This is a genomic window from Paenibacillus sp. 2KB_20, assembly GCF_052115765.1.
GTDB lineage: Bacteria > Bacillota > Bacilli > Paenibacillales > Paenibacillaceae > Paenibacillus_AQ.
In genome coordinates this window covers 129,269-142,376 of record NZ_JBFRHH010000012.1, presented here as the reverse complement: position 1 = coordinate 142,376, position 13,108 = coordinate 129,269, and the positions used below count along the sequence as shown (strand labels likewise).

The 13,108-nt window shown below is 45.2% G+C and carries 15 protein-coding genes; 10 read left to right on the top strand and 5 right to left on the bottom strand.

Annotated features, from left to right (window positions below):
- Window positions 1–19 precede the first annotated feature (19 nt).
- Window positions 20–226, bottom strand: a complete 207-nt coding sequence (locus AB4124_RS26830; protein WP_076321717.1) for a hypothetical protein — start codon at window positions 224–226, stop codon at window positions 20–22.
- A gap of 155 nt (window positions 227–381) precedes the next feature.
- On the bottom strand, window positions 382–1,305 hold the full coding sequence (locus tag AB4124_RS26825; RefSeq protein ID WP_430131853.1) for a cation diffusion facilitator family transporter: 924 nt from the start codon (window positions 1,303–1,305) through the stop codon (window positions 382–384).
- A 262-nt stretch (window positions 1,306–1,567) separates the two neighbouring features.
- Here AB4124_RS26825 and AB4124_RS26820 point away from each other — a divergent pair, with 262 nt between their 5' ends.
- Window positions 1,568–2,671: a threonine aldolase family protein gene (locus AB4124_RS26820; protein WP_441974723.1), complete on the top strand. Its 1,104-nt coding sequence runs from the start codon at window positions 1,568–1,570 to the stop codon at window positions 2,669–2,671.
- Window positions 2,672–2,711: 40 nt separating this feature from the next.
- On the opposite strand, the gene AB4124_RS26815 is transcribed toward AB4124_RS26820, so the two are convergent.
- On the bottom strand, window positions 2,712–3,125 hold the full coding sequence (locus AB4124_RS26815; protein ID WP_379405724.1) for a hypothetical protein: 414 nt from the start codon (window positions 3,123–3,125) through the stop codon (window positions 2,712–2,714).
- Window positions 3,126–3,374: 249 nt separating this feature from the next.
- Window positions 3,375–4,655 (bottom strand): XRE family transcriptional regulator, encoded by a 1,281-nt coding sequence (locus AB4124_RS26810; protein WP_441974722.1) that lies wholly within the window; start codon window positions 4,653–4,655, stop codon window positions 3,375–3,377.
- Window positions 4,656–4,891: 236 nt separating this feature from the next.
- Between AB4124_RS26810 and AB4124_RS26805 the strand changes: the two genes are divergently transcribed.
- From AB4124_RS26805 to AB4124_RS26795, 3 genes are all read left to right on the top strand, one after another.
- The gene (locus AB4124_RS26805; protein ID WP_441974721.1) at window positions 4,892–5,212 is read left to right on the top strand and encodes a serine hydrolase domain-containing protein; all 321 of its coding nucleotides are present in this window, start codon (window positions 4,892–4,894) and stop codon (window positions 5,210–5,212) included.
- A 23-nt stretch (window positions 5,213–5,235) separates the two neighbouring features.
- Entirely contained in the window at window positions 5,236–5,796 is a 561-nt protein-coding gene (locus AB4124_RS26800; RefSeq protein ID WP_441974720.1) for a DUF3471 domain-containing protein, read from the top strand.
- A 219-nt stretch (window positions 5,797–6,015) separates the two neighbouring features.
- Entirely contained in the window at window positions 6,016–6,291 is a 276-nt protein-coding gene (locus AB4124_RS26795) for a CD3324 family protein (protein WP_076321710.1), read from the top strand.
- Between the two features lie 74 nt (window positions 6,292–6,365).
- Here the strand turns inward: AB4124_RS26795 and AB4124_RS26790 are convergent, their stop codons facing one another.
- Window positions 6,366–7,334: an S-layer homology domain-containing protein gene (locus AB4124_RS26790; RefSeq protein WP_441974719.1), complete on the bottom strand. Its 969-nt coding sequence runs from the start codon at window positions 7,332–7,334 to the stop codon at window positions 6,366–6,368.
- Window positions 7,335–7,512: 178 nt separating this feature from the next.
- On the opposite strand from AB4124_RS26790, the gene AB4124_RS26785 reads away from it, so the two are divergent.
- From AB4124_RS26785 to AB4124_RS26760, 6 genes are all read left to right on the top strand, one after another.
- The gene (locus AB4124_RS26785; RefSeq protein ID WP_215163903.1) at window positions 7,513–8,385 is read left to right on the top strand and encodes a phosphotransferase family protein; all 873 of its coding nucleotides are present in this window, start codon (window positions 7,513–7,515) and stop codon (window positions 8,383–8,385) included.
- Window positions 8,386–8,439: 54 nt separating this feature from the next.
- Entirely contained in the window at window positions 8,440–8,952 is a 513-nt protein-coding gene (locus AB4124_RS26780; RefSeq protein ID WP_339265483.1) for a GNAT family N-acetyltransferase, read from the top strand.
- Between the two features lie 247 nt (window positions 8,953–9,199).
- Entirely contained in the window at window positions 9,200–9,349 is a 150-nt protein-coding gene (locus AB4124_RS26775) for a hypothetical protein (RefSeq protein WP_215163912.1), read from the top strand.
- A 145-nt stretch (window positions 9,350–9,494) separates the two neighbouring features.
- The gene (locus AB4124_RS26770) at window positions 9,495–9,869 is read left to right on the top strand and encodes a VOC family protein (RefSeq protein ID WP_076321703.1); all 375 of its coding nucleotides are present in this window, start codon (window positions 9,495–9,497) and stop codon (window positions 9,867–9,869) included.
- A 33-nt stretch (window positions 9,870–9,902) separates the two neighbouring features.
- Complete coding sequence (locus AB4124_RS26765) at window positions 9,903–10,517, top strand: histidine phosphatase family protein (RefSeq protein ID WP_379405741.1); 615 nt, start codon at window positions 9,903–9,905, stop codon at window positions 10,515–10,517.
- A 180-nt stretch (window positions 10,518–10,697) separates the two neighbouring features.
- Window positions 10,698–12,914 (top strand): stalk domain-containing protein, encoded by a 2,217-nt coding sequence (locus AB4124_RS26760; RefSeq protein WP_430104513.1) that lies wholly within the window; start codon window positions 10,698–10,700, stop codon window positions 12,912–12,914.
- Window positions 12,915–13,108 lie beyond the last annotated feature (194 nt).

The window sequence follows — 13,108 nt, the reverse complement described above, 5'->3', positions numbered from 1 at the left end:
TCGCGCTTGCTCTTTTTACTTATAAGGATTTCGTACGGCTTCTTCGGGATCTCCGCTTTCGAAAGAAGCCATGAAGTTTATCGAGAATTCGAATATGGGTTGAGGTATGCTGCGATTCACACGCGATCTCGTCATGAATAATGAATCTTCCTTGACGATCAAGTTCGTCCCATTTTGCTTGCTGGTATTCGTTCAGCTTTTCCAGTGTATATACATCGTTGATCATGTTAACCTCCCTATCAGACATTCAGATTTCGCTGTAACGCCAGTAGAATGTCTTGATACTCTCATTATGGAGGTCAACCGAATTTGTAAAAAGTGTAAACCTCGGCAGCCCTTTTTCCCCTTTTCATGAACTAAAGGATTACCGCAGAGAAGAGATTAGACTTTATGATCACGATGCGTGATGGTGGAATTCTCAATCTGGATCGTGGCATGCTCGATGTGGAATCGACTGTCCAGAAGATCAATCGCTTGTTGCAGGATCTCATAAGTGTTCGCGTCATCTTGGGCGACGAGATGGCAGCTCAAGGAGTCGAAATTGGACGTAATCGTCCAAATATGAAGATCATGGATGCCGGTGACCCCAGGAATAGACAGGAGGGACTTCGTTACCTCTTCAGAGTTAATCGTTTCCGGTGCGCCCTCCATCAGAATATGAACGGTATTCTGTATGATTCTCCAGGCGCTCTTCAGAATCAAGATCGACACCAGGATGGATATGATCGGGTCCGCAATGTACCATCCGAAGGCAATCATCACGATCCCGGCGATGATTGCGCCGACAGAGCCGAGGGCATCACCGATAACATGGAGGTATGCGCTGCGGAGATTCACATTGTTCTTCACATCCCCCGTCCGCATCAAGAACCAGGCACTGAGAAGGTTAGCCAACAGCCCGATGGCCGCAATGAGCATCATGCTTCCGCTGGCGACGGTCGGCGGGTTATCAAAGCGCTGAATCGCTTCCCATACGATAAAACCGGCGATGACAAACAAGGCGACTCCATTTAATAGTGCTGCCAATATTTCAAAACGGTAAAAGCCGTAGGTTTTATTCGGCGATGCTGGCTTCGTAGCAAACCATAATGCGACCAGACTGAGCAGCAATGCGCTGGCATCACTTAACATATGTCCGGAATCGGATAACAGAGCTAAACTGTTGGTTAGCAAGCCCCCTACAAACTCTAGAATCATGATGCCAATTGTGATGATGAGGGCAATGGCAAGGCCTTTTTTGTTTCCTGAGCGGGCATGATCATGGTGGCTGTGGTCATGTCCATGATGGTGGTTATGATGATGCATAATCGAAAACTCCCTTCGGATCCATCTGTTGATTGTAATAAAAGATCATAAAACATTTTGTGTTATATATAATATGAGCATATGCTCATATATAATGTAATCTTACCGTTTGATTTTGTCAAGTTTTTCCGAGGGTTTTGTGGAAGTGAAAATGATTTCTCACTTATTCATTTATCTAGTATGCTTGATAAGTGAGGAAATTAAATTTTTTGTGTGATGATTTGTTCTTATTATCGGTTGAAGAGAAGGAGTGGTATGGGACATGGGAGAACAACGTAAATCGATTAGTGAAGCTTATGGCGAAACAGCCTATCCATTGATTGGACATAGCCGCAGGAATCTCGAGGTGCTGCTTGAAGCATTTCGGGATGTGGATGGGTCGCAGATGGGGGATACATACGGCAAAGGGGCCATCATTGAGGAGTTTCAGGCGCGCATGGCAGACGTTCTGGGCAAGGAATCAGCTGTCTTTTTCCCAAGCGGAACCATGGCGCAGCAGATTGCTTTGCGGATCTGGTGTGATGATGCGGAGCTGAAACGAGTGGCCTATCATCCCCTCTGCCATCTGGAGATTCACGAAGAGGACGGGCTTAAGGAGCTGCATCATATTGAGCCGATTCTTCTTGCCGATGAGGAGCGTTTGATTACGCTTGAAGACGTGCAGCGTCTGGATCGCGATATTGCATGTTTGCTGCTGGAATTGCCGCAGCGTGAAATCGGAGGGCAGCTGCCCGAATACGAAGAGTTGGAAGCGATATCGGCGTATTGCCGTTCGCAAGGCATTAAGCTGCATCTGGACGGGGCAAGATTGTTCGAGATCACCCCTTATTATCAAAAAACCGCGGCAGAAATCTGTGCACTGTTTGACAGTGTATATGTGTCCTTCTATAAAGGTATAGGTGGGATTGCCGGCGCCATTCTGGCTGGCGGCACCGATTTCGTGGCGAAGTCTAAAGTATGGAAAAGGCGTCATGGCGGTGATCTGGTCAGTCTTTACCCGTATATCATTAGTTCAAGTTATTATTACACGGAAAGAATAGGTAGCATGGGCCGATATTACCAGGAGGCTAAAGAGCTTGCAGCTTTGTTTAATTCGTGCGAGGGCGTGAATACGAAGCCTGCCGTGCCCGTATCGAATATGTTTCATGTACACTTTGAATTGAACAAAGAACAGCTTGAACCGATTCTTATCGAGGTTTTCCGTGTCACGGGCATCGGATTGATCAGTTATCTGAACGAAGCAGGGGAAAGTCAATGTTATACGGAAGTTCACATTGGGGAACGGTACGGTAAAACACCGAGAGAAAGCATTCAAGAGGCTTTCCAATTGTTGAATGAGAAATTGCAGGAAGCTATGAGCACATGACAAAAGGACCTGAATGAGGTCCTTTTTATTTTGCCTATAATCATCCAATCGGTCCCATATAGACAAGCTCTGACGAATTGGCCGGATGCTGGGCAAGACCAATGATATCCCCGGCTCTAGGAATTTGTAGTTTCGATACGAGGGTCTCCAGCGTTTTGGTATATTGGCTCCCATCGTTCTCGGTTACATCCAATTCCAGGATGACAACCGGGTCGAAATTGATCAGCTTTCCGGTATCCCGTACGGTTCGTACTTTAGCGGTGGCCGTTAATGCCAGGGCTCCGGTCGCTGCCATCTGCGCTTGCTTCGCCTGCTCCAAACTTTGATTGATGGCATTGCGATGCTCTTTCGGAACAAAACCTTTCATCATCATGCCGGTTAAACCTTTGTTCATCATTTTATCTGCTTTTTCCAGCGCGTCCTGCGGATTTTTCTTTTTTCCAAACCATCCCATAAGCTTAGCACCTCACTAGTAGAATTATTTATAATTCCATGTTACCCGTGGGGGTCTGAGGAGACAATGGTTTGGCAAGGATACAAAACTTCCGGCATTAGGAGTAAATCAACACGATACTTCTGCACAAACTTTTGCCGTATTCAAAGGTTTGTGCACTCTTTATCCTGTCGTACAGCGATTAAAATGAAGGGAACGACAAAAGTTTTGCGGGTGGAACATCCTTTTGTAACCTTTTAAGCTCATGAATTATTTACTTCGAAGCAGATAGACCAGCTTTTTGTAGTAAGATGCTGACTCTTTGTATTTCCTTAATTCCTCCGATACCGCGGCCAATGCTTCATATAAGGATTCAAGTCGCAATGTAAGATGATTGGATTCGTAGTATGGTAGACAAGACAGGGCATGCCCCATAAATTCATCATGATGACCGTGTGCCAAGGCTAGCTGACATTGGTAGTAGGCAACCGACATCTCTTGATCCGTTGTAAGCTCGATCGCTTTCAGCTCCTGAATATATTGGGTTAAAAGCCCCCATTGCTTTTGTGCTAAGACCAATTCACACCGGTAAATCAATACGACTGGACGGAATTGCTGCCGTACTTCCGCCACTTCCCGCGCGAGTAGTCCTTCGAAACGGTTGATTTCTTCTTCCGCTTTTTCATGATCTCCCTGCATCGTCAGCATGATGATCCGATTGTTCAGGATGGTTGACACCATGTTCCCCTGGTTTACCGCATAGACCAAATGGGCTTCTGCCATAGAGAGGGAGACCAGCGCCTCCTGATACAGTCCCATGGAATAACAGTAGCCGCTGTACGCGATGTACAGATCGGATAAGCGGTGAAACAAGCGGTCTTCATAAACCTGTCTCATCGTTCCTTCAAACACCTGCTTGGCCTGGTCATATTGCTTCAAAAATATACAGGCCTCCATTTTGAAGTTTTGAGTGGTCAGCCATAAATCGGTGCCGATCTGAACATGTTCGCTTAACCGGTTCACTTGGCTTAAAGCCTCATGATAGCGGTTCTTGGATCGATAGAACTGGATTTTATAGAACAGCATCGCTTTTTTCGCGGGCAGCGGGAGTTCTGCGTCATCGGGACGGCCGTATTTTTCCAGATAAAAATTGAGGTAATTCTGATGCAGATATTCATGGGACACCGCATCGTTCACTTGTTGATAATAGACCGCCTTCATTAAGGCCGTTGTGAGTTCTACCGTAAGACTGTCATGTCGATCCGGAAGATCGTATATGCGCTCCTCTGTGATGTGAGAGACCGATTGGGATAATTCTTCAAAGATGCGTTCCGCGGTCTCAAGTGTATCCTTATCGGAATTAGCTGCATTGACTAAGTAGGAGGGGGTCACTTGCAAACGCTGTGCCAGATGCTCGGCAAGGTCCTCGGCCAGTGGATAACGCTCGGCAAGGATGTTCGCAAAATGGGTGGTTGTCACTAATCCCTCTACCAGCTCTTTGCGAGCTATTCCTTTTTTCTTGCACAAGAAATCAATGCGCTCTTTTAACACGAAAGGTGACTCCTTCTATAACTGGATTTTGGGAAAAGTATACCATGCCGAGCGAGTCCAATCCGGACTGATGTTTAAAAGGGGAACAAGGACCTAGTCACTTGAGAGTGGTGTGTCGGTTAGCAAGGGAATGTGTCTTGGAGCGAATGATGTATGATGCATAGGTTGTGGACCCATATATTTTGTTTCATAAATTGTATAGTTGAAGGAAAGGGGATCATATGGGAGAGATTTTAATGACAATGGAATCGTTAAAGGGCATCCATACATATATCGAGGAGCAGATGAAGGCATGGAAGGTTCCGGGGGTGTCCGTTGCGGTGGTCAAGGATCAGGAGTTCGTCATGATGGAGGGTTACGGGTATCGAAATATCGCCCAAAGCCTGCCTGTGACAAGTGAGACGCTGTTCGCGATCGGTTCCTCCACCAAAGCTTTTACTGCACTGGCAGCCGCAATTTTGGCGGGTGAAAAAATCTTGGATTTGGATACATCTGTGAAGGAGTATCTTCCTGATTTCAAAATGTTTGATGCTTTTGCAACGGAGCGGATTGGCTGATCGAACCTTATCGAGGCTTACGGATGGTGAGTCACGGAGGCAATATTGACGGCTTCACCGCACATGTTGCCTTTATTCCTACGGAGAAGATTGGCGTCGTGGTGCTGTCGAATCTCAATGGTACTCCGCTTCCTGTATTTATAGCCAATTACATTTTCGATTCTTTGCTCGGTGGCGAGATCAAGGACTGGAGTGGGCAAGCGTTGGGACAAAAGAAGGAAGCAACCGTTGCGAACGAGCCGGCAACAAATAGTAAGGCAACTTCAGGTGCGAAAGAACCCATTGTTCCATTGTCCAGTTCCTTATTAGATTTAACGGGGACGTATGTTCATGCAGCGTATGGAGAAATGATGGTTGAACTTACAGATGGAGAGCTTCGGGCAGGATTCAATTCAATGAAGTTCCCCCTCACACATCAAAATGCGAATCAGTTTGAACTCCATGTTACGGAGTTTGATATTAAAACCAAAGCGACTTTTCTTACGGACTCGAACGGGAATGTGGATCGCTTATCCGTTATTTTGTTATTCGAGCCTGGTGCAAAGGAAATTGAATTTGTTAGAATAGAGAGTAGAAGCGAGTGAACTTTGAATTATCCAAATTTGGCGAGGTGAAAATCATGATGGCTCACATTAGAAGCACAACCGTTCAAGTCGTTAAATCAGGCTCCGGGCAAAGCAGCACGGAAATATCGAGCAGAGAATTTGTTCGGAGCCTTCTTCAACATTAATTATAGCTGCAATATTTCATGTGTCGGCTTTGCTCACTATTTACAAGATTCTATGTAGATAGGAGCAGGGAGAATGAAATACGAGAAAGCACTAGATATTTTGCCTGAACACATAGTCAAAACCATTCAACAATATATTGATGGAAGTTATATTTATATTCCGAGAAAGTCGGAGAATCGGAAGTCCTGGGGAGAGCAAACCGGGGTAAAGAAGGATCTGGATATTCGGAATCAGAACATTTTCAAATGTTATATGCATGGCGACTCCATCCGTACATTGTCAGAACGATATTATTTAACAGAGCAATCGATCCGTAGAATTATTCGGGCAGAACGAATGAAAGAATAGGCGAGATCGGGTTAGTTATCAGAAGGAAAAAGCGGCTAGGACACTTGTCCTGGCCGCTTTTAAATTAAGAAAAGTTACTTATCGGAAATTTGGAACGAACTTTTGATATTTTGTACGTCCAAAAACATGCCTTGATACTCGTTCTTGGCGTTATCATTCGATGGATCGTATTGGACATCAGTAGGTGTGTGGAACACATACACCTGATTGCCTCGTTCCCCGACCTGTACTGCCGGTATTTGCCCCTTGATTTCTTCCTCCTGCTCAGCCCAGTCACTCTTGGACCAGAGGGAGATGGTGAACAGTGTGCCCTGAGTCATTGTATTGACGAAGTTCAGATGATGGCCGTTTCCGATGGATTGATCACGGACTTCATAGCGCGTGTCCCAGCTCTTGGGAATCTCGAGTCGAAAGTGATAGGTGCTGTTTGTATACTTGTGGAATAAATCAGCATGAGAGTAGATCTCCAAGCTTGATGATACGTTATGGAGCTCATTGTATTTCATTGAGTACCTCTCGATTAGGGTCACGGCCTCAGCACGTGTGATTTCTTGATTTGCTTGATAGCCCTCGATGTTTTTTCCTGATATCCCTTGTGCAAGGCCTAAGTCAAGCATGTATTGGATAGAATCCTTTAGATCGTAATTTTTGCCGGTGGCGTTCGCCAACAACTGAGCTGCCAATCCACGCGTAAGCTTCTTCTTCGGTGACGCAGCCTTCCAGCCTAAGTTCCGGGCATACGTGATATAGGGTTCTTCCCATGGTGTCGTTGAGGAGTCGTCAGGGATAACCTTCGGATTGGCAGCTCGAATGAGCATCGTCAAAAATTCGCTTTGCGTCACGGTCCGTTTCGGCTTGAAGGTTCCATCCGGATACCCATCAACCACGTCTTGCTCCACGGCCCATTGAATGTGAGAGTAACCCCAATGATTCAATGGTACATCCTTGAACGGAGTCTCATCTGCAAGCGCAACTCCACTATTCGTCCCTATGTAACAGATCGTAAGCAGAGTTAAAGCCAGCACTTTCCCTAAATTTTTCATTTCCGGATTCTCTCCTCATCGCGACAGATTTCTTACGTGGAATATAATGTCATCTTTGGGTTTGTCATGCAAGAGTAATTCCAATGAAATTGCAAAATTGCTCTATAATGATTTACCAAGTTAAGGAAAAGCATTAAAATAGAGGTTAATGACATTCGCAAGTAGAAGGAGTTTATACATGAATCCATCATATACCCAGCGCATACAAGACGTTTATCCACATTTACATATTCAAGACGTTGAGATTGACAGCATCGGTCAGAACAACGATGTGTTGATTGTGAATCAAACGCTTGTCTTCAGATTTCCTAAGTACGCAGCAAGTCTCAAAGCCATGATCAGAGAAACACAGTTATTGAATGGGATCAAGACCAAGGTAACGCTGCCTATACCGAATCCGATGTATGTTTCATTTGACGATATGCAGGTGGGCAAAATGTTCATGGGCTATCCGTTAATCGAAGGTCAACCGTTATGGACAGAAGATCTGCTTCCACACCGGAATTCGAACATCGAGGATAGGGTAGCGGAACAATTAGTCGAATTTCTCGTTCAACTTCATGCTGTGGAGATCAATGAATGGATTGCTGACGATACGAATATCGTAAATGTCCACGAAGAGATGTCCGGATTGTTCACTCAAATTCAAGACCAGTTGTTTCGTTATATCAGGCCTGATGCACAAGAGGAAATCTCAAGCAACTTCACCAGGTTTCTGAACAACCCTGCGAATCATGACATTCGTCCAACCTGCATTCATGGTGATTTTGGCACGTCCAACATCCTCTGGAGTCCGGAGAAAGGCCGAATTACGGGTATTATAGATTTTGGAGGCTCTGGGATTGGAGATCCGGCTTATGATCTAGCGGGAATTCTGTCGGGGTACGGTCAAGAGTTCTTCGAAAAGTGCATCGCCATGTATCCGAATGGAGACCAAATCGCGGAGCGTGTACATTTTTATAGAAGCACATTTGCCTTGCAAGAGGCGCTGCATGGAGTTATTCATCAAGACGCTGAGGCGTTTGAGGCAGGCATGCGAGATTTTAGATGAGACAATATCAGAGTTGAATCCTACCATTAAAATACATAACAGCGAGGTAAACCAATGGACGTTACATTAAAGGTGTTAGATAACACGGAGCTGAAAAGCATCTGGAAAGAAGCGTTTCAACAGCAAAATATAAATCGCCCGGATGAGTATTATGATTATTGCGAATATGAGAACCAAATCGGCAAGCGTGTCACCTTGTTGGCTTTTGTTCATGAGGAGCTGACTGGTGTTTCCCACTTGAAATACGAATCGAGTTATCCATATTTTCGAGATCAGAATATTCCGGAAATCAATGATCTGAATGTGTTCCCAGCGTACCAGAGAAACGGCATAGCTAACAGCATCCTAGAAGAATTCGAGAACATCGTCCGCCAAAAAATGCCGCGTATCGGTATCGGCGTGGGATTGTACAGAGACTATGGTGCGGCACAAAGAATCTATGTCCGTCGCGGTTATATTCCTGATGGCAACGGGATTATGTACAGCAATGAACCTGTGGTGCCCGGTGACATGGTATGTGCGGATGACGATTTGAATCTGTATCTGATTAAAGAGCTGGTTAAATAAAACATTAAAGCACCATGCCAACAATTTGCTTCAGTTATATAAGTTTCAGGAGAGTGAACATGAGCTTCCTCATTCGATTAAATATATCGAGTTTTTTGTATGCATGGTTCCCTATTATGAATCCGGCAGACAAACCGAATCCTGTAACAGGACTCATGGCCATCGCAATTTTGGCGTTGTACCCATTCTATCTGGCTATCCTTCATCTGTTTGGAACTGGTGTATCAGGTTCAGAAAGGAGCGGGCTATGATTATCGGCGTTCTTATCGTGGTGCTTATCATTGAACTCATTGTGATTGAGGTCAGACTCAAAAAGAAATTGGATAATGACGAGAGAATCATTGAGAGACTCGATCTCATGATCAAAGATATACGTGAATTAAAGAATAAACCGTAGAGTTACGATCTAGAGGAGTATGAAAAGATGGGCAATGTGGATAAATGCAATCGACTGAGCCCAACTAATTATGGCTAAAGTGACCGGGAATTTTAAGCGTGGAAATGAGAAGGATCATAAATAAGCTCGAACAGGAGATCGAAGGATGAATAAAGGGTTTTCCCACTGCTTGCAAATTTTCCCGACGTCTAACTTCGAGAAAACCAGCGAGTTTTATGAGCGAATCGGGTTCCGTGCTGTGAATTATTTTGATGCAACAGAACCGCATATGTGCCTCTACAAGGACGCTGTTGAGATTGTATTAACGAAGACTGATATTGAGGTTGTTCCGAATCGAATCCGTTACGGATATGGGTATGATGCTTATTTTATTACTTATGGACAACGGGAAATCCAGCAAGAGCTTATCGATTTGGACGTGAAGATTGTCAGAGCCTTATCGACGACGGATTATAACAATCATGAGTTTGTATTTGAGGATGTGGACGGGCGCTGGATTGCGGTTGGTAATAAGCTATAGAGCCGTAAGCGTGAAAAAAGGGGGGGATATGACATGGTTGAGATTCTGGTCGTCAGGCATGGACAATCGGAAGCGGATATTTTGAATCGGTGTGAAGGACGGGCTGACTATGCACTAACGGATCTTGGCCAGCAGCAGGCGCGGCTCCTAGCGGAGTGGATTCATCGTGAATACACCGTGGATGCCATTTTCTCCAGCACGTTAAACCGGGCCAAGCAGACCGCGGCAGCAATAGCTGAAACGACAAAAGTCCCCGTTACCTATGACGATGATTTAATGGAGCAAAATAATGGAGTCATAGCCGGTATGTTAAGAGAAGAGGCTTTACTTAAATATCCCTTGCCTGTTGGAGGAAGAAAGCGGCATGATGCGATTGAAGGTGGAGAATCTGAAGTGCAGTTCAGAGCAAGAGCCGAACAATTCATATCCAAGCTGTTTACTACAATCCATTGCGAGCCTGACTTGAAAAGAGTATGCATTGTCTCCCATGGCGGGATGATCTCGATGTTATTCCGAAGCTTCTTGAATCTTCCTTATCATACGGACATTCATATCCCGACTGGCGACACAGGTGTTCATCTATGGAGATATGATCGGAGCGGGAAAAAGATGATTGCGGCTACGAATTTGCAGGAGCATCTATCGTGAAATAATATATATTTAACTCCCGCTATGGCCATCGTGCTGTTGCGGGAGTTTTCATAGGTTTTACAATGTTCTATATCATCATAAATATTATTAACAGATCAGAGAAACTTTTTTACCAAAATTTGCGTCTAATAGTATGACCTCAATAAATATCAAAAAAGGATTAGAAGGAGTTATGGAATGAAACTGAAGAAACGATCATTGCTAACCGTATTGGCTGTTGCCCAATTAGCTGCAGCTTATCCGGCGAGCGCGGATGCAAATACCGCAGACAAGCCACAACAGTCAGTCACCCAAGAAGTGTACGAGCAAAACGCTGCGGCAACCAAAGCATTAAAATCCGGGGGTACAGACGCTGCTCAAGAAACAACCCATACTACAGAGACAACCACTCAGACAGAGACAGTGACTGAAGGGTCTCAAGTGCCGAAAGAAGAAGGAACAACCGAAGTACCGGTTGAGGAAACTGGCGAAGTGAAAGATCCGGCAACAACTACGGAAGAGCCGAGCAACCAGAATAACCAACAAACCGTAACAGGTAAAGAACTTATTCTATATTTTAATAGTACAAAAATGGTACAAGATGGCGTTACGTACAATGCACCACAGCCGATGCAAGTCAAAAAGGGAGTATCCTATGTTCCCATTCGTGCCCTTGTGGACCGTGTAGGCTTCAAGGTCACTTACGATAAGAAGACCAAAGAAACCGTCATTACCAAAGGAACCACGGAGCTTCGCTTCAAAACAGACAGCAGCAAGTATACCGTGAATGGCGTAACGAAAGAGATGAAGGGAACCTCCTACCAGACGAATAGCACCTTCATGGTTCCGCTGACAGCTATAACCCAAGCGCTGGATATTAAATATAAAGCGGATAATGTAGGCAAACGTGTCATCATGAATCTGGAAACCAAGCCCGTAGCCAAGTTTACGGTGGGACCTAAAGAGATTTTTGCCGGAGAAACAACAGTGACTTATACACCGCAGCTGGAGAATGTACAAGGTGAGATCATCGACGAGCGTTGGGAAGGCAAACAGGATATTTTCGATGCACCAGGCGAATACATAGTCACTTACTCGGTTCAGGATTCTACAGGAGCGTGGAGCGAGCCTTATAGCCAAAAGATTACGGTCATTCAGCCGAATCTACCTCCCGTTGCCATGTTCGAGACCGATAAGTCCGAGTATAAAATGGGTGAGTTGATTACTTATACGAACCTAAGTACTGATGACCAGGACAAGCCTGAGGATCTGACGTACAAGTGGGAGAATAAACAGTATGCTTTCTTCACACCGGGTGTTTATACGATCAAGTTAACGGCCACCGATAAGAAGGGACTTAGTTCCACCTACGAGGCGACGATTAACGTGACAAACGAAACGTTATATAAAGAAGAGGATTTCAATATGCTCTTTATCCCGGAAGGGGAGAAATTCACGTTCCTCGGTAATGTGACTTCACGTGCGAAGATCAATTATGATTTTTACGACGAGCCAAGCACCTTGATTCGTAGTAACAGTCCCGAAACCGTCAACACCGAAGGCATTGTGTACCGAGAGACGGCAGTTGGCGATATGCGCTTTATGATTCACCATGTGAACAATTTGAATAAAAATGTGAAAATGTACGTTATTGCAACAAACAAGAACAGCACTCCGGTAACGCTCAGACAAGATTACTTGGGATTTGCAGGCCCGTCGCCGATCGCAACGGCAGCAGGCAAGAAGTCTGTGCTGAACTACTTCCAATCCATGCAGGACGATTCGAAGCGAACTTCAGTAACGCTTGCACCAGGTGAACAGAAGCTGGTCATGACGGAACTGAGCGATGTTAGAATGAAGCAAGGACATGTCATCTCCCTATACTCGGATATGTACAGCGACCTGCCGATTCAGTTCGATGTTGTGATGATTGATGAGAAATCCGATCCATTGAAGGTTCTGAGCACGTTGCCGATCCTGAATCGCGATGGTGTTCACAACCGCGGAACCTATCCGGATTCGACGCGGGTCATCCGTTATTCCGAACTGGTAGGTGCAGATTCCGAACGTCTTGTACTTGGAGACAATCAGGATGACCCTAACCTGGAAGGTATGGACCCTATGGTTGGAGACATTACGCACAACACGGGCAACTTTGGTGTCTTGTATAAAATTACTTTGGATCGCGTAGCACCGGATACCCTGATCTCGTTTAACCCACGGGGCGGTAAGTACTCGGGATATGCCATGATAAATGGAACGATTGTACCGATCTATTCCCTTGGACAGGTAGCTCCCGGCGAGCAAGCAGTCCTCTACCGTACAGGCGATTACGAACAGAAGGTTGAAATCATGCTGACGGCTGCGCCGGGAAGCAATTTGCCAGTAAACCTGCTGTTTACCCAAATGCCTTAAGTTCTTCATTAAGATTGGATGACATAGAGGCTTTACGACTTAAGCAGCTGCTTGAGGAGTGAAGCCTCTTGCTGTATCATTTATAATAATGAAACTGGGCAGAATCAGTTAAACTCGAAGATGTAACAGAAATCTGCTAATACGGAAACTTTGGAGTGATGGCGTGTGATTAGATCAGTGGATATTCCCTCCTG